Origin of the sequence: Vibrio maritimus (assembly GCF_021441885.1) — a bacterium.
GTDB classification, from domain to species: domain Bacteria; phylum Pseudomonadota; class Gammaproteobacteria; order Enterobacterales; family Vibrionaceae; genus Vibrio; species Vibrio maritimus_B.
The window spans coordinates 683,201-700,498 of sequence record NZ_CP090439.1; the positions used below are offsets into that span (position 1 = coordinate 683,201).

Here is a 17,298-nt window from a genome sequence, read left to right on the forward strand (position 1 = left end):
GAATGTTACGTTATGTTTTTTATGGAAATTTTTGAGCACCTGTTATTTGGCCTATCCGTTGCGATGACGCCAACCAATGTGCTGTTCCTTCTTATCGGTGCGCTGGTTGGCATGATCGTTGGTCTGTTTCCTGGCTTTGGTCCTGCTGCAGGCATCGCTATCTTAATACCAATGACGTTTGGTCTGGCGCCAACAACCGCCATCATCATGCTTTCGGGTATCTACTATGGTTCAATGTACGGCGGTACCATCACCTCGATATTGATTAATACCCCAGGAGAATCAGCCACAGTCGCCTCCACGCTTGATGGTTACCCTATGGCGCAAAACGGTAGAGCAGGTCCTGCGCTCGTTATGCAGGCAGTGGCCTCTTTCGTTGGCGGCACATTGGGTGTAATCCTAATCTGTGGTTTTGCACCTATACTGGCAAGCTTTGCCTCTTCATTCGGACCATCAGAGTACTTCCTCATCATTATGCTTGGGCTATTACTGCTGACCACTATGATGGGTGACAATCGACTAAACGGCATTATCTCCGCTCTATTTGGCTTTGCTATCGCCATGGTAGGCGTCGATTCAGTGAGTGGTGCTCAGCGCTACACATTTGGATCTCCTGAACTTATTGGCGGTATTTACTTTGTTCCTGTCGCCATCGGTCTGTTCGGTATTGGAGAGCTACTGTATTGCATCTATACCGGTCAACATAAACGCCAAAATGAACGCGTTCAATTTAGCTTCCGTTCACGAGATTTCTGGCCAACGACTAAAGATTTCATCACTTCACGTCTTACTTTCTTACGCGGCTCGATTATTGGTTTTGTGGCAGGTGTACTACCTGGCTCTGGTGCCACTATCGGCTCAATTCTGGCGTACTCAGTAGAGAAGAAAGTCGCGAAAGATCCTGAGAGCTTTGGTAAAGGTGAAATGCGTGGGCTTGTGGCGCCAGAAACCGCCAACAATGCAGCGTCAGCAGGCGCTATGGTGCCACTCATTTCTCTAGGTATCCCAGGCTCTGGAGCGACAGCCGTCTTACTTGGCGCACTGATGATGTGGGGACTACAACCAGGCCCGATGCTGATCGATTCAAACCCGGACTTGGTGTGGGGATTGGTTGCTAGTATGTACTTGGGCAATATGGTGTTGGTCGCGCTGAGTATTCTTGCCATTCCACTGTTCGTTAAGTTCCTCGACATTCCGTACCGCCTCGTCGTACCCGTAATCGTGATTCTTTGCGTTATCGGTTCGTACGCGCTCAATAACAGCATTATCGAGACCTCTATGCTGCTGTTTATGGGTGTGATTGGATTTGGTATGAAGCTCTATGGTTACTCTCCTGCGGCTACTGTTCTTGCGCTTGTGCTAGGTGGAATGGCGGAAAGTACCTTCCTGCAATCTCTTATCATCAGCCAAGGAAGCCTCTCTATCTTTGTTGAGCGCCCACTATCGCTCGCCTTAACGCTGATAATGATGACAACCGTTGGTCTATCGGTCGCGATAAAGGTTTATAAGGGCATGAAGTCAAAAAAGCTCTCTAGCAATGGTGTGGAACGCGCTTCCCACTAGGTCACGGAAGGCATAGAAAAGAGTAAAATTATGATCAATAAACTAGGCGTTATCGCCGACGATTTTACCGGCGCAACGGATGCAGCAAGCTTTGCTGCGAAATCCGGACTCCGAGTGGTGCAACTGTCAGGGGTTCCCTCTCAAGATGAGAGTATCAACGCAGACGTTCTGGTCGTTAGCCTCAAAAGCCGCTCGTGTCCTGCAGACATCGCCATACAACAGTCTTTGGATGCGAGCAACTGGCTACTCTCCCAAGGGTGCACACAAGTATACTTTAAGTACTGCTCCACTTTTGATAGCACGACCGATGGCAACATCGGTCCTGTAACCGAAGCGCTGATGGCACATTTAGCCGTCAACACAGCTCTGATTTGCCCTGCACTTCCTGTTAATGGTCGCACTGTATACAAAGGCAATCTCTTTGTGTTTGATGAACTGCTTTCTGAGTCAGGGATGCGGCATCATCCGATTACTCCTATGACAGACTCAAATTTGCTACGTCTCATAGAGTCGCAAGCAAATGGCAGCGCGGCATTACTTGACTGGCATACTGTTCAACAAGGGTGTAACGCAACGCAGCTTGCGGTAGAAGATGCATCGGTGCAAGGGGCAACATTCATTGTTTGTGACGCGTTAACTCACAAGGATCTGGACACGATTGCCGCGGCTTGTGAGTCACACCGTTTGCTAACTGGGGGATCGGGGCTGGTTGGCGCCCTAGCTCAACGAATGACGTCAACGAGCAAGAGTGTCGAGCGCTTCTCTAGACCGAAGCTGGATCGAAAAGGCGTTGTACTATCGGGCTCTTGTTCCACCATGACCAATCAACAAGTCGACGCTTACAAGGAGCTAGCGGCAAGTTTGAAACTCGATATCGAGCGCGTCATCAATGAACCAAACTACATAACGGAAGTAATAGATTGGATAAAGGAGCACTCATATCGCCCCTATTTTCCACTTGTCTATGCCACTGTTCCGGCGAATGAGCTAAAGCAAATTCAGGCCGACTTCGGTTCTGCAGCGTCTGCTGCAGTGGAGGGCTTATTCCATCAACTGGTCTCGCAACTTAGTCAACTGGAATACCAAGTTTTCATCAGCGCTGGCGGAGAAACATCCAGTACGGTTACACAGGCATTGTCCGTTGATCGTTTTGAAATCGGCGCAGAAATAGCACCCGGTGTGCCTTGGGTTCAAAGTCTCGATGGACAATTTTCACTTGCCCTCAAGTCTGGCAACTTTGGTGACAGACACTTTTTCCAGCAAGCTCAGGATCAATAGACATGACAGAACTACAGCAACGAGTCCAACTCGTAGAGTTGGCAAAATCGATGTTTGAACGAGGCTATGCGACAGGAGGTGCAGGAAACATCTCAGTTAAGCTTGATGAGCAACGTGTTCTTACGACGCCAACAGGCTCCTCTTTTGGACGCCTAGATATAGACACACTATCGGTTGTGGATATGGAAGGAAACCACCTCAGTGGTGACAAACCCTCTAAAGAAGCGTCGTTTCATCTGGCGATTTACCAGCGTCGCCCACAAGCGAAGGCAATCGTGCATCTGCACTCGACGTACTTAACGGCATTGTCGTGTTTGCAGGGTCTAGATAAAAGCAATGCAATCAAGCCATTTACGCCATACTACGTCATGCGTGTCGGTAATCTCCCAGTGGTCGATTACTTTAACCCAGGCGATAGTCAGATTGCAGAACACCTTGCCGAGCTTGCCCCACATCATCGCGCTTTTTTGTTAGCGAATCATGGTCCAGTGGTCACTGGTTCAAGCTTACTTGATGCGATCGATAATGCCGAAGAGCTCGAAGAAACCGCGAAGCTTCGCTTTATCCTAGATGGGATGGACATCGCTTATATTTCTCCAAGCGATGTTCAAATCCTTGCAAAAAAGGGGATTTAATTCTTTTGTTTTCAGACATATAAATAGGGGTTACATGTCAGCACACTGTTGCATTTGCATGCGATAAAACTGTCGACTAAATCACAAATCTATCATCAGTCCATTCTAAATATTTGTAATACAAATAATATAATCAGCAAATGATAATAAGTATGATTATATTATGAAAAAGACTGCACTCATTAGTTGTTTACTTCTAACGCCAGCGTTTCTCGCTGGCTGTGGCGGAGATTCGGATACCTCTGCCACACCTTCAAGCCCAGGAATCACCGACCCAACGGAACCTGAAGAACCAACCGACCCGAGTGAACCGGTCGATCCTACTGACCCAGTAGATCCTGTTGACCCGGTGGTAAAACCGGTAGCGCCATCTTTGTACTCTAAGTACGACGCCGTGCTAACCGCATCGAAACTTCAACGTTCAGACCCATCAGAAGACGACGGTAATAAGTCAGATGTAGCCGATAGCGATGATCTCATGCGCGGTTACTATGATGAGTATTTCTATGCCGATGAAAATACTAAAGACCTGATTTTCAAAATGAGCGGTGATAGCAATCGCTCTGAGCTTCGAGTTAATGAAAACTTTGATATTAGTGAAACTGGTGTATCACGAACATTGAGCAGCAGTTTTCAACCCGTTGATATCAAGAGCGTTCTAGAACAGAGTGTTGATGGCGATGAAGTGACTTTTCTGCAAGTTCATAACAAAGGAACGAGCTCAGATGGCACTGGCTACATTCCACACCCATTATTGCGCGTTACCTACGAATTAGAGCGAAACGGCGAGATGGGACACTATTGGGCCGTGCTAAAAGTTAATGCTCTCGATTGCAGTAGCGGTAGTGAGCATGCTGGTTCAAGTGATTGCAACAACGCCTATCAGCGTATCGACCTTGGTGAAGCAAATCTTGATGCGATGACCGATATGGATATCACCATCCAAGAAGAGCGCCTGGTCATCGAAGTAGACGGTGTACAAAAGCTAGATCACGATATTAGCTATTGGGCAGATCTACTCAGCTACTTTAAAGCGGGCGTCTACAACCAATACGATGATGGCGATGGCATCAATACTTGGTCTGAGGTGAGGTTTTCTAAGCTCGAGGTTCAGCAAGAAAGCTTTGAACAAGGCATCAACTGGGACATCGACCAATGGAAAATCACCATTCCTGTCAGCAAATCTGAGTGGGACTCTAGTGAAAGTAGTAGCTCTGCCGCTGAGTTTAAGCCGTATCACTGCTACAGCTCTCCAGAATCAGAAGAGTTTGTTTTCAACAATGACTCCGACATCCTTTATCACTATGACTCTGGCGACATTTCGTTTTTCAAAGTCGTTGATAACCGTGTTCACTTCGCCACAGACATGGGCTACGGCACATCGACGTCTAACAGCAGCTATATTCGCTCAGAGTTTAGAGAGCTCTTTAATGCGCAAGCGCTAGACACATGTAGCACGAGCTCTGATGCCACCAGCTGGAAAATCAATGACTCAACGACGGGGACGGATGTCCACACGCTCACTTCGACTCTGAGAATCGATGACTACCCTCAGATCTCAGGACAAGATCCTAAAGTCGTCGTCGGTCAGGTGCACGGTTGGGAAATCAGCCAAGCTCTAGTGAAGCTATTGTGGGAAGGGGAATCGAAACCCACACGTGTGATACTTAACCAAGACTTCTTCACGGACAATAAAAAGTGCTCGGACAACGAAGATGGTTGTGACGATTGGCCTTTCAGTGTCGAAATGGGTACCTACGCTGCCAATGAAGAGTGGCAGTATCAGATTACCGTCGATGACAACGGCATCACTTTGATGACGCAAAAAGAAAACGGCGAAGGCAAAGTTGAACGTTTTCTTGGCTGGGGTGCTGCGTACTCCGATACCAAAGATGGTGACACGATTACCATGAGCACGGACTGGGCAGAGCCAGAGATCGCCTACTACTTCAAAGCGGGTCTCTACCCTCAATTCAAGCCAGATAGCGACAATGCCGGACAACGATTTGAAGCGAGTTTTTCTCAAATCGATATAGAACACACGGCGAACTAGCGATTAACGCTTTTCCCAACTTCAAAAGAAAAAGGCACTGCTCAAATAGCAGTGCCTTTGTTTATCTTTTGGTGTCGTTACTCAATCTCAACCATGGGTCTAAACGTCATCTCATGCATTACCACATCTGCTGGTAACTCTAAGACCTGAATCACCGCTTTAGCAACACTGGCTGGGTGCATATATTCTGGTCGCTCTGCTTCACGGAAGTTGGTGTCCGTGCCACCAGGGAATAGCGAGGTCACTTTGATACCATGTGGCTGCGCTTCTTTCATCAAAATAGCACTAAATCCTGCCAAGCCTTGTTTCATCGCCGAGTAGATACTCATGGTTTCGTTGGCACGCTTAGCCGCAGTACTCACTACATTGATGATTTGTCCGGACTTGTTCGGCTTCATAACCTTAAGCGCTTCACGACTTAACAGTGCCGGTGCGCGAAGATTAATCGCATATTGCTCTTCGAATTCTTCTAGCGTGAATTCTTCAATCGGGCATTTGCGAGAAATCATGCCGGCGTTGTTGATCAGCACATCAATGGTGCCCACTAACTCAGTAGCTTTGTTGAACAGGCTCACGGTTTGTTCTGCATCGCTCAAGTCTGCCGCCACTACCTCGCAGGCTGTTTCTTGTTTTAGCGCGGAAAGCTTCTCTTCATTGCGACCACTGGCCACGACGGTGAAGCCTTTCTCGCATAGTTGTTTAGCGAGCTCATAGCCGATGCCGCTCGTGGCACCTGTAAGGAGGATGTTTTTCATTGTCTGTCTCGATATACGTCTGCGTTTTCCATACGGTAGCAGAGATAGCAATGGAAAAGCAGTGAGTTACTGTAAATAACATTTAATCAAAGTGCTTTTCGAAACACAAAAAAGCGCCACCTAAAAGGTAGCGCTTTTTACTCAGTTCAGATTAAGCTTCTTCGGCGACTTTTGCTGGAGCCGGATTACGAATCAAGAAATCAAAGGCTCCCAAGCTCGCTTTCGCACCCTCGCCCATTGCGATGATGATTTGCTTGTAAGGAACGGTCGTCACATCGCCCGCTGCAAACACACCTTTCATGCTGGTTGCGCCGTGGGCATCAACTTCGATTTCACCGCGTGGTGATAGCTCCACCTTGGTACCTTTTAACCATTCACTGTTTGGCACAAGGCCGATTTGCACAAAGATACCTGCAAGCTCGATTTGCTTAATTTCATCTGTGTTGCGATCTTTATATTCAAGACCTGTCACGCGAGTACCATCACCAAGAACTTCTGTGGTTTGAGCCATAGTGATGATATCGATGTTTGGCATGCTGTTCGCTTTGTCGATTAGTACTTGGTCTGCACGAAGTACATCAGCAAATTCGAGAACGGTAACGTGCTCAACAATACCTGCTAGGTCAATCGCCGCTTCAATACCTGAGTTACCGCCGCCGATAACGGCTGTGCGCTTGCCTTTAAATAGTGGACCATCACAGTGTGGGCAGTAAGCCACGCCTTTGTTGCGGTACTCTTGCTCACCTGGGACGTTCATTTCACGCCAGCGTGCACCCGTACTTGTGATAACTGAGCGAGCTTTTAGCACCGCACCACTTTCTAGAACTACGTGGGTGTAACCGTCATCGGTATCTTCCGCGTCAATGATATTCGCCGCGCGCTGCTCAGTGATGACTTCAACGCCGTACTCTTTAACGTGCTCCTCTAAACTTGCCACCAGCTTAGGACCTGTGGTCGCTTTCACTGAAATAAAGTTCTCGATTGCCATAGTGTCCATCACCTGGCCACCAAAGCGGTCAGCAACCACACCGGTGCGAATACCTTTACGCGCTGCATAGATAGCCGCTGAAGAGCCCGCAGGACCACCACCGACAACCAATACATCAAACGGCGCGGTTTCATTTAGCTGATTGGCTTTTTTCTCCGCTGCGCCTGTGTCGACTTTGTTTAGGATTTCATTCAATGACATACGGCCTTGACCGAACAGTTCACCGTTAATGAACACGCTTGGCACCGCCATGATATCGCGCTGTTTCACTTCATCTTGGAATGCAGCACCGTCGATCATCGTGACGTTAACCAGCGGGTTAATGGCTGCCATCATGTTGAAGGCTTGAACCACTTCTGGACAGTTTTGGCATGATAGAGAGATAAAGATCTCGACATCCAATGGTGAGTTCAGCTCTGCGATTTGCTCGATAGTTTCAGCTTCTAGCTTAATTGGGTGACCACCTGTGTGCAGTAGTGCAAGCACAAGTGATGTAAATTCGTGACCCATTGGCAGACCAGCAAAACCAATAGCGGTGCCCTTCTCTGGGTTTACAACGCGCATGACTGGTTTGCGCGGGCTTGCAGCGTCATCGCGAACGACGTCAATTTTGCTGCTAAGTGATGCGATGTCATTAGCAAGAGATTCGATCTTGCTTGCCGTATCACTGTCATCAAGGCTGAGAACCAATTGTACTTGGGTTTTAACGTTTTCTAGATACGCTTTTAATTGCTGCTTCATTGCTTGATCTAACATACTGATACCTATTCTATAAGACTGCTTAACATCAGAAGGAATTTAAAAAGGGATAACGAAAAGGGGGCCCTTTTGATGTTGAATTAATAATGTATTTAAAGGGTGCACGCCCCCACTTTTACAAGCCAATGGTAAAAGCCAGAAAAGTGACTACGGGGCGTGCAACACGGACACGAATGTCGTTTATTGCTGCGTTTGGTTAAACTCTACGAGCGTTTAGATTTTGCCTACTAGGTCTAGAGATGGTGCTAGTGTCTCTTCACCTTCTTTCCATTTCGCTGGGCAAACTTCACCTGGGTTAGCCGCTACGTATTGTGCTGCTTTCACTTTACGCATTAGGTCTTCTGCGTCACGGCCGATACCTTCTGCTGTGATTTCCATTGCTTGGATAACGCCTTCTGGGTCAACAAGGAACGTCGCGCGGTCTGCTAGACCTTGACCTTCACGCATCACACCGAAGTTGTTAGTGATAGTGCCTGTTTGGTCGCCAACCATGTAGTAGTTGATTTTGCCGATAGTGTCTGAGCTGTCGTGCCACGCTTTGTGCGTGAAGTGCGTGTCTGTTGATACTGAGTAAACCTCAACACCGCGCTCTTGAAGCTCTGCATAGTGGTCTGCAAGGTCGCCAAGCTCTGTTGGGCAAACGAATGTGAAATCAGCTGGGTAGAAGAAGAATACTGCCCATTTGCCTTTCACGTCTTGCTCTGTGATTTCTACAAAGTCGCCCTGTTTGAATGCTGTTGCTGAAAATGGCTTGATAGTGGTGTTAATCATAATTTTTACTCTCTCAAAGTGTCTGTGTTGCGCTGTCCTGCGCCGATGTAGATATATTGCAACAGCCACTTGTTTTTGAAAATTCGTCCTTTCCTATTCATTTGATAGGAGATTCCTATTAAGTTTGTAGGGCTATTCGAGAGCAAGAAAAAAGCCGCTTCTTAAAAAGAAGCGGCTAACTTAACACCTTGATATTACTGAGCAGGGATGGTCACTGAGGCAGGCATACCGGTATAGAGGTCATGTCTACCTTGATATACCTTGTCTTGCTTGTCTGGCAGTTCGATATTCAATTCCGATTGATTGCCGTAACTGTTCACACTCACGCTCTGTCCGGCTTTATCTTCAACCTTACGTCCGTGGGTTTGATAGCTATAACTGCCCGAACGAAGCGGACGATTGATGGTAACCTTCAAGGTATTGCGGTCGCCGCGAGTAAAGAAGCGCATGCGTCGGCTGTCGTTTTCTTCCATTGCGTTTCGATCAACATGATGAAGCGGGTCTTGTGCTGACACTCTCCAGCTATCGCCTTCGCGTTCTAGAAGAATCAAAGCTGGCTTGCTAACAGACACTGTTAGAGGCTCACCATTTTGCACTGCTACACTCTCACTGCCTGCCTCGCGAAATGCCATCGCAACATACTCTTTGTTCGATGCGCTTGAATAGTAAATCGCATGCGTTGTTGCTGTTGTCTTTGCGACCAATTGACGCTTAAGTCTGTCTACCAACGCTGGCATCTGTTCAGCTGTCACGTTCGGAATCGCAACATACTGATACGTCGAGCCGTGACCTTCACCGCTTGGGTGCTGACCATGGTCAATAGCGATATGGAACACAGACTCCGAGTCACCATGGGTGCTGTTGATTGCATCACCACCACGCAGCATTACCGACATTTCGGCGTTAGCCAGTACCACATAACCCACCTTGTCTTGGTGGAACCACGCACTCTCTTGCACCGACAGGGTGTCATCTAGATAACTGCCCTGCTCTACTGTTTCTTGTGATGCACCATCGACTTGGTAGGTCAACACTCCATCCCATGACGCTTGGTCAAGAGTGGTGACAATTGAAGCCACCTCCCATCCGTCTCCATTTTTAGCGCGCATGACTTGGGAGCCAAGTGCCACGGCCATATCATCGATAAACGCGACGGATTTGTTCGCGGTTGCTGAGTTGTACGGCGCTTCACTGTCATATTTGAACGAAGCAAAACCATTGTGGTTATTCGACACTACGCCTGCGAAATGTTTCGGGTTGAAGAGTTTGAAGTCACTCTTCATTGGCAGTTCATCGACTCTGAGCTCTTCGGTGAGCCCCGGCAGCGCGTGCCAGTCCCAGCTATCCATAACTTTTGAGTACTCGTCGCCATCGACTAGAACTTGAAGAACGCCACCGCCATTATGATAACCCACATCCGGCTCAAAGCTCTCTGCGCCCATAGAGCGAGAAGAGTTCATTTTAAACGACATATAGTACGCAGGAGTGCTTTGCCCTGAATGCCTGTGAACCATGAAGTCACTGTTCCAATACGCGCGGTTGACCGATGCCTCATGCGTATTGTTCTCTAGATTGTTGCGAAAACTGTTTAGCTCGTTCTCACGTTTAATTTCTGTATCTGAGCTTTTGGCTCGTAATACGGTATTAATGCCGTGTGTCAGTCTCGTTGAACCAAATACAGGTGTTGCCTCAGAAGCGTGCTTGCGCCCTGCAGTCTGAAAATCGAGGCCACCTCGATAAACAAAATTTGGATAGCTATCGAGTAAGAAGTCTGCCGATTGATCATAAGATTTATTAGTCAGCTTCCAAGGCGTATCCGCGAGAACGCCTGCCACTTCAAACGGTGTATTTGCCATCCATTCGAAACCATAAGCGAAGAATGCCATGTCTTGACGAACACCGACGTGATGAGAAATGGTGCCATCAGGAAGAATCCCTGATTGACCATACTTAAACGCGTATCTGGCATTGGTCTCAAGCCAAGTTTTTAAATCCACCAGCGCGCCTTTTGGCGTCCACCCCGGAAGCAGTGAAGTGTTATGCGCAGCAAATGGCGCATAGTCGCCATACCACCAAGGTTGATACGTCAACGGCTGGTTATAGTCGCTCCAAAGCACGCTCATCATTAGCCAACTTCTCATACGGTGATGACGGTTGGCGTCCGCCCAAGCACCTGGGCTGCGTTTGAGATCTTCAGACAAGTAATAGCGATTGTATTCTGGCTGACGCTGGCGGTACGGGATATCAAATGCGATTTGTAGCAGCTCTTGAAAGCTCGCTTTTGCTCTTTTCGCGAGTGATTCACCATTGGCAATATCTCGATTCATCGCCGGCGACATAACAAAGCCAGCCGCACTGATTGGATCGGTGAAGCGCCACTGGTGGGTACTCATGTTGCGCATCAACGTTGGCGTATTCGCAAAATCTTTAAGTGGGAAATGCGCGGTATAGCGATTGATCGCCTTGTACAGCGCTCTCATTAATCGCTTACGCTCTGGCGCCTCACCCTGATAGCCAAACTGATCACTGTAAGTTAAAGCATAAGCGAGAGAGTTGATTTGATTCGCCGCCAACATCAGCTCTTTACCCAGCACTCGTGGACGAATATCAAGCAGCTCATCTTCGCTATGGGCATGATAGAAGTCCATACCCTCAAACGCACCATCATTGTCGTTCAGCTCTTGGATATAGTCTTCGATCTCGTCGTCGGCATAGACAAACAGACCTTGCAGTCGCTTTTCACCCTCCAAGAAAGACATGGCACGCTGATGCAACTGGCTCCACTGTGTTTCACTAACGACATGAACAGTTATCGTGCGCGACTCGACCGTGGTTTCACCATCTTTGAGTGCAATGGGTATAGGGTATTGACCCATCGACAGGTCGGCTCGTTCACTCAGCACTAACTCAGCAAATAGACGGCCTTTGTCATCGCGCTGATTTCTAATCTCAAAAGGAGCGTTCTCACTCCCCAGTATTTCATAGTGAAGCGTGCCGCTGATATGGCTTGGTTTGTAATTCAATGGATGATTCAAGCGACCATAAACCACATCACCGGCCTTAGCGTTAACATCAATATCGAAGTACTCGTGAGCATAGTCGGCAGAAGAAAGCGCTTGTACTTGATTGGACGTAGAGATGCGCTCTTCCAGCATTGCCATAAATGGCAGTTCAGAGGCATAAAGCGGTGGGTTTAAGGAAAGCAGCATCAGGCATGCTAATCGGGTTTTGTTGAGCATTGAGATTCTCTATTTATGTTGGAACAGGAGCGGAGAATCTAATGGCTCGACGTTATAAATTTAAGTCAGGGTTTTGTTATTAAATCAGTCATTTACCTAGGCTATATATACTCAGATCAAGTTAAAGACAGGTTTGAAAATACAATGTTACGAACAAAGGCTTGGGGATTCATGCCCAGAATACGTCCTCTACCGAATCTGCTCTCAGACATCTAGCGACTCAACTCTTCTGAATGCACCTCTCAGTTTCACAGTCCGAGACCAATGACACATTCATAACCGCCGCCAATAACTTATCCCGAACTCGCTAATAATAAATTCGCAAATTAGAGACAGCGCTTTTTTAGAAGTGCGTCACATTACTACTAGACTTAGTTCTGTGAAAGCAACGGAGTGCCACAAATGAAAACCACCATCTTATTGATTCTTAGCTTATTCTGCGCCGCCGTCATCGCGCAGGATAGTGACATTACTGTCACGGGGGAGACATTCGAAATCCAAGTAGGCAGTAAAAGTGGAGATCGCGTGGTTGGTACCCTTGGCGTGAGCCGCAACGTCACAGGTTCCGATTACAGTTTCTCACTGGTCGATAGTGAGGACAGCACCGCCTACCGAATCGACACCGAGCTTGATTACGCAAATCGCCCACGAGGTGTACTCTACGTCAAAGAGAACAACCAGATCAGCAACGTAAACAACGTTTCGTTGACGGTTTTTCTCAATGACAGCAACGGGCTTGTGGCGACAAAAAACATCACTGTTCGTCAGGTCAGCGAAACACAGTGGAGCAAGTATCTCTCCCATCTAAAAGAGTTCGTTCTGACAAGCAAAAGAATGTGGGGTGAGCGTTATTACTCTTCGGATGAAGTCACGACGCTGGTCAAAAGCATTAACGATAGTGAAGGGAAGTTTAATGATTTAAAAGCGTATACCAACAGCCTTAGTGACAATAAATCAACTCAAAATGGCAAAGACTTTGAAGAGGCCGTAAACCGCATTGGTGGGCTTGGTTACGCCTACTACAGTGAGAAAAGTGAAGAGCAAAAAGAAGTCCTGCGCGCTGCTATTGTGAAAGCATTCAATGCTTTTGTAGATCACTTTCCTAGCCAAGGTTTTGCCGACAATCGCAATATGACTCACGCCGATAGAACACACCAATGGCGATTCACTGACGCACTATCCTTGCCCTTGGTTTACATCCTTGAAGATACGTTAAAGAAAGAGTTAGCAGGCGATGAGGACGCTAAAAAGTTCAGAAAAAACGTCAACACACTCTATCAAATTGCCTTCGACCTGCCAGAGACAGACCGAGACCCTGAGCGTTTGCGCTACTTCATCGAAGATGATTTTCCAGCGTCGATGGGGACATGGTCTGATGCTAACCGAGGACACAGACTCCGCAGCTGGGCAGTCTACGTTGGTTTGCTCGCAGACTACAACAAACCTATTACCGATGTGGCGTGGTGGTACACCGATTATGCCCCGCTAAAAGAAAAGGGCAGCACCCTCCTTCCGGGTTGGGAGCCCAGTGGCAGCTTTAGTGATCTCAAAACATGGCTCGATACCAATAGCCGACGCCCTCATCGATACGGTCAATCGGGTTTACTACCTGATGGTACTCTATCTCATCATGTTGGACATCGACAAGACCTAGCCATGCTCGCGTACGGATTTGAATGGTACGCAGAGAGTGTCTTTGAAGTGGCAGAGCTATTAAATGGGACGGACTGGGAAATGAGCACGCTTCCTCTGGAAGAATCTACTGAAGTAATGCTCTATACCTATAGTGCACTGCTGTTTAAAGATGTACTGGATTTCCAATCATTAGGTCGAACCTTCCTTTCTAGCAATGCCAACAAGTTCGGTACTAAAAACCTATCCCGTTCTATTGAACACATGGAAAAAGCAAGTGGCGACCGAGCCTTTAAAGGCGATAAAGAACTCGACGCTCTGCACACGAGCCTTAATGATGAATCACACAAAGCGCCCGGCACGTACGCATTTTGGAATGCGGATATGTTGGTACACCGACGCGTTAATGGTAGTGACGAATGGTACTCTTCATTCAAAATGCAATCTTCACGAACACGAGGTGCAGAGAGCTTTAACAAAGACCCCGGAATGCACAACGGCTCCGGTATTCTACAAATTAAAGTGAACGGCGAAGAGTATGCCGATGCCCGCTACAACTGGGACTGGCATGTTCTACCTGGACTTACCGAAGAGTGGAAAACCGACGCCATTCCGATGCAATCAGCAGAAAGCAAATTCAACCCTAGTGCGTTTGCAGGCACCTTGAGTGATGGCAACTACGGTATTGCGAGTTTCCATTATGGCAGCGAAAACTCATACACTAGCGCCACCGCGAAGAAGAGCGCGTTCTTCTTAGATGACATGGTAATTGCTCTCGGTACGGATGTGGCACGCGTTGAACGTGGCAATGACGAAAGCACCTATCTGCCCATTGTCACTACAATCGACCAGCCAAGATGGCACGACACACTCACCTATTACACCCAAGAAAAGGGCGAGAAAACCGTGGCCTGCTGTATCGTTAAAGACAGTAAATTCAGCTCGGAGCATCCAACGTGGTTCCATCAGGGAGACGTCGGCTATATCACGATTCCGAAAACGGGTGAGAAACAGCGTCATACCTTGGTCACGGGGACATCCGTTGTCGATACCATCGATAGCATAGGCACTGAGAGCGTGTTTGTTATTGCCCTCAACCATACGCCTAACCCAACAATCAAAGAAGACAGCTACCACTATGTTCTCGTGCCTAATGTCGAGGCGGAAGATATGCCCGGCAAAGTCAAAAGCTACGGAGAAAACGTAACGGTCGTAAACACCAATTCAGTCCAAGGCGTACACTACAAAGACAGCGCTAAGGAAGTGTATCAGTTGGTGTTCCACAAGGCAGGGAGTGTGACGCTCAGCGGTGCTACGTTTACCGCATCACAGCCTATGCTATTGCAACTTGCTAACAATGGCGGCTGGGTAGTCACTGCGCAAAACCCAGAGGCATTCAACAAGCACATTGAGCACGAAGACGATAAGAATCATAAGTTTGAAGTTGTGCTTAAGGACGGCGCACATACGCTTGATTTTACGACATCACTTAGCCTTCCTACCGGTTCTTATCAGTACAAAACACAAGGGCTGACTAACGAATTTGTAGACGGCCAAACGGCAACCGTCACTGCTGTTGAAAGTGGCAGCCAAGTAAGCTTTAACATGCCAGACAATGTCGACAAGAAGGCTTATGAGTACCGCCAAGAGCTCTACTCTGGAATGCCAGCCAGTATTAATCTAGGTGCTTCTAATTGACCCTCAGAATCGGCTAGAAACAAGAAGGGAGAGCACTTTTGCTCTCCCTTCTCTTTTTGCCTAAGTAATTAGTTATCTGAGCCAGTTTCTACTTGTTTGGCACGCCTCGCTTCCTCTAACCACGAATCAAACAATGCCCTGTTTTTTGTTATCCACGCTTGCATGTAGGCAACGGTATTGTGCTGACCCTTTTCAGCTTTGTGCAGCAAGTGGTTTTCAGCGCTGACTTCATTGGGCTTCAGTTGAATAATTTCAAACAGGCGATGAACGTCCGGATGAGCCAAAGCCAACTCTTTATTGGCGATAATGCGCTGGCTATTCATCTCAAAGCCATAGTTTTTGCCATGGGGCAGAGTTGTATCTTTGTTTTCCGGTAGAGCCGAGAAAGGCACCTCTAGCCAGACGCTCTCTTTTTCTGGCTGAAGTTCATAGCTAATCCAATGCGGTGTCCAAGTGTAGTAGAGAACCGGTTTACCAGCTCTTTGTTTATCAATCACCGAATCCATCAAAGCATTGTAGTCACCTTGGATCTGCTCCACCGTATCAGAAAGTCCATACCTTTTGATTTGATGGTCGATAACTTTGGAACATACCCAATCAGGCTGACACCCGATAAGCTCAGCTTTGCCATTACCGTCGTGATCGAACAATTTCGCGATAGCTGGGTCTTTCAATTGATCTATCGAAGACAACTTATGTTTGTCTGCCGTCGCCTTATCAATTTGATAGCCTTGAGCTGATTGAGGGACATAACTGCCACCGACATAGACTTGCCCATCTTGATCACCACTACTTAGCAATTCTTGATGCGTTGGTAGCCATGCAGCAGCAAAAAAAGCGCCAGAGTTCGCAGCGACGTATTGATAAGCTTCCGCATATGTCATGGTTTTGGGTGCGTTCAACTCATAGCCGAGCTCTTTAAGGGCATGCATTACAAGTTCAGTTTGAAAAGACTCTTCTTCTAATGAGGTTTTGATTGGCTGCAACGTTGTTTGGGCAAAGGATGATAGTGGCAATAAAGCGGCTGTGCTCAGGGCACAAACGACGAGAGGACGAGACTGTTTCGGCATGAACTCACTCCATAAGTTTCAATGAATACAGGTTGTTGCTTGGCTTATATGCAACTTACAACCCTAACTATAGGAGCGTTCTTTCAAGGATGCGTAAATCTCATTTGAGATTTAGCCAAAATAAAAAAGGGCTGCACACCCCAGACTTCACATGTCAGGTAGTGAAAATCTTTTGGGGCGTGCAACACGGACTCGTTAATCCGTTTAAATCAAGCTTTGAGCTTAGATTTTACCAACTAGGTCTAGAGATGGTGCTAGAGTTTCTTCACCTTCTTTCCATTTCGCTGGGCAAACTTCACCTGGGTTAGCCGCTACGTATTGTGCTGCTTTCACTTTACGCATTAGGTCTTCTGCGTCACGGCCGATACCTTCTGCAGTGATTTCCATTGCTTGGATTACGCCTTCTGGGTCAACTAGGAAAGTAGCGCGGTCTGCTAGGCCTTGACCTTCACGCATCACACCGAAGTTGTTAGTGATAGTGCCGGTTTGGTCGCCAACCATGTAGTAGTTGATCTTGCCGATAGTGTCTGAGCTGTCGTGCCACGCTTTGTGCGTAAAGTGCGTGTCTGTTGATACTGAGTAAACTTCTACACCGCGCTCTTGAAGCTCTGCATAGTGGTCTGCAAGGTCGCCAAGCTCTGTTGGGCAAACGAAAGTGAAGTCAGCTGGGTAGAAGAAGAATACTGCCCATTTGCCTTTCACGTCTTGCTCTGTGATTTCTACGAATTCGCCTTGTTTGAATGCTGTTGCTGAAAATGGCTTGATAGTCGTGTTGATCATAATTTTACTCTCTCAATATGGTCTTATTATCTGGTTTGGCACTGTCCTGCGCCGATGGAGTTATATTGCAACGAGAG

General features: G+C 47.5%; 11 protein-coding genes. 5 read left to right on the forward strand and 6 right to left on the reverse strand.

The features are described 5' to 3' along the window. Nucleotides 1–12: 12 nt before the first annotated feature. The 4 genes from LY387_RS19605 to LY387_RS19625 all read left to right on the forward strand — a co-directional run bounded on the left by LY387_RS19605 (nt 13) and on the right by LY387_RS19625 (nt 5,529). On the forward strand, nt 13–1,563 hold the full coding sequence (locus tag LY387_RS19605; RefSeq protein ID WP_234497531.1) for a tripartite tricarboxylate transporter permease: 1,551 nt from the start codon (nt 13–15) through the stop codon (nt 1,561–1,563). Between the two features lie 30 nt (nt 1,564–1,593). Next, a complete protein-coding gene (gene otnK / locus LY387_RS19610; RefSeq protein ID WP_234497532.1) occupies nt 1,594–2,841 on the forward strand; it encodes a 3-oxo-tetronate kinase in 1,248 nt (415 codons plus the stop codon). A 2-nt stretch (nt 2,842–2,843) separates the two neighbouring features. Continuing rightward, complete coding sequence (locus LY387_RS19615) at nt 2,844–3,476, forward strand: aldolase (RefSeq protein WP_234497533.1); 633 nt, start codon at nt 2,844–2,846, stop codon at nt 3,474–3,476. A 163-nt stretch (nt 3,477–3,639) separates the two neighbouring features. Beyond that, on the forward strand, nt 3,640–5,529 hold the full coding sequence (locus tag LY387_RS19625) for a polysaccharide lyase family 7 protein (RefSeq protein WP_267967712.1): 1,890 nt from the start codon (nt 3,640–3,642) through the stop codon (nt 5,527–5,529). A gap of 77 nt (nt 5,530–5,606) precedes the next feature. Here LY387_RS19625 and LY387_RS19630 read toward each other — a convergent pair whose 3' ends face one another. The 4 genes from LY387_RS19630 to LY387_RS19645 all read right to left on the reverse strand — a co-directional run bounded on the left by LY387_RS19630 (nt 5,607) and on the right by LY387_RS19645 (nt 12,041). Next, nucleotides 5,607–6,284, reverse strand: a complete 678-nt coding sequence (locus LY387_RS19630) for an SDR family oxidoreductase (protein WP_234497534.1) — start codon at nt 6,282–6,284, stop codon at nt 5,607–5,609. A gap of 151 nt (nt 6,285–6,435) precedes the next feature. Next, entirely contained in the window at nt 6,436–8,028 is a 1,593-nt protein-coding gene (ahpF, locus tag LY387_RS19635; protein ID WP_234497535.1) for an alkyl hydroperoxide reductase subunit F, read from the reverse strand. A 216-nt stretch (nt 8,029–8,244) separates the two neighbouring features. Further along, nucleotides 8,245–8,802, reverse strand: coding sequence for an alkyl hydroperoxide reductase subunit C (gene ahpC, locus LY387_RS19640; RefSeq protein ID WP_042500071.1), 558 nt, complete (start codon nt 8,800–8,802; stop codon nt 8,245–8,247). A 194-nt stretch (nt 8,803–8,996) separates the two neighbouring features. Further along, entirely contained in the window at nt 8,997–12,041 is a 3,045-nt protein-coding gene (locus LY387_RS19645) for a polysaccharide lyase family 8 super-sandwich domain-containing protein (protein ID WP_234497536.1), read from the reverse strand. A 402-nt stretch (nt 12,042–12,443) separates the two neighbouring features. On the opposite strand from LY387_RS19645, the gene LY387_RS19650 reads away from it, so the two are divergent. After that, entirely contained in the window at nt 12,444–15,371 is a 2,928-nt protein-coding gene (locus LY387_RS19650) for a polysaccharide lyase family 8 super-sandwich domain-containing protein (RefSeq protein ID WP_234497537.1), read from the forward strand. Nucleotides 15,372–15,439: 68 nt separating this feature from the next. Here LY387_RS19650 and proX read toward each other — a convergent pair whose 3' ends face one another. Together proX and ahpC (LY387_RS19660) are read right to left on the reverse strand one after the other, a co-directional pair. Beyond that, complete coding sequence (gene proX, locus LY387_RS19655) at nt 15,440–16,441, reverse strand: glycine betaine/L-proline ABC transporter substrate-binding protein ProX (RefSeq protein ID WP_234497538.1); 1,002 nt, start codon at nt 16,439–16,441, stop codon at nt 15,440–15,442. Between the two features lie 222 nt (nt 16,442–16,663). Next, on the reverse strand, nt 16,664–17,221 hold the full coding sequence (gene ahpC / locus LY387_RS19660) for an alkyl hydroperoxide reductase subunit C (protein ID WP_006069782.1): 558 nt from the start codon (nt 17,219–17,221) through the stop codon (nt 16,664–16,666). Between the last annotated feature and the right edge of the window lie 77 nt (nt 17,222–17,298).

Coding starts and splice junctions, on each gene's coding strand:
- LY387_RS19605 (WP_234497531.1), top strand. CDS start 13: ATGTTTTTTATGGAAATTTTTGAGCACCTGTTATTTGGCCTATCCGTT.
- otnK (WP_234497532.1), top strand. CDS start 1,594: ATGATCAATAAACTAGGCGTTATCGCCGACGATTTTACCGGCGCAACG.
- LY387_RS19615 (WP_234497533.1), top strand. CDS start 2,844: ATGACAGAACTACAGCAACGAGTCCAACTCGTAGAGTTGGCAAAATCG.
- LY387_RS19625 (WP_267967712.1), top strand. CDS start 3,640: ATGAAAAAGACTGCACTCATTAGTTGTTTACTTCTAACGCCAGCGTTT.
- LY387_RS19630 (WP_234497534.1), bottom strand. CDS start 6,284: ATGAAAAACATCCTCCTTACAGGTGCCACGAGCGGCATCGGCTATGAG.
- ahpF (WP_234497535.1), bottom strand. CDS start 8,028: ATGTTAGATCAAGCAATGAAGCAGCAATTAAAAGCGTATCTAGAAAAC.
- ahpC (WP_042500071.1), bottom strand. CDS start 8,802: ATGATTAACACCACTATCAAGCCATTTTCAGCAACAGCATTCAAACAG.
- LY387_RS19645 (WP_234497536.1), bottom strand. CDS start 12,041: ATGCTCAACAAAACCCGATTAGCATGCCTGATGCTGCTTTCCTTAAAC.
- LY387_RS19650 (WP_234497537.1), top strand. CDS start 12,444: ATGAAAACCACCATCTTATTGATTCTTAGCTTATTCTGCGCCGCCGTC.
- proX (WP_234497538.1), bottom strand. CDS start 16,441: ATGCCGAAACAGTCTCGTCCTCTCGTCGTTTGTGCCCTGAGCACAGCC.
- ahpC (WP_006069782.1), bottom strand. CDS start 17,221: ATGATCAACACGACTATCAAGCCATTTTCAGCAACAGCATTCAAACAA.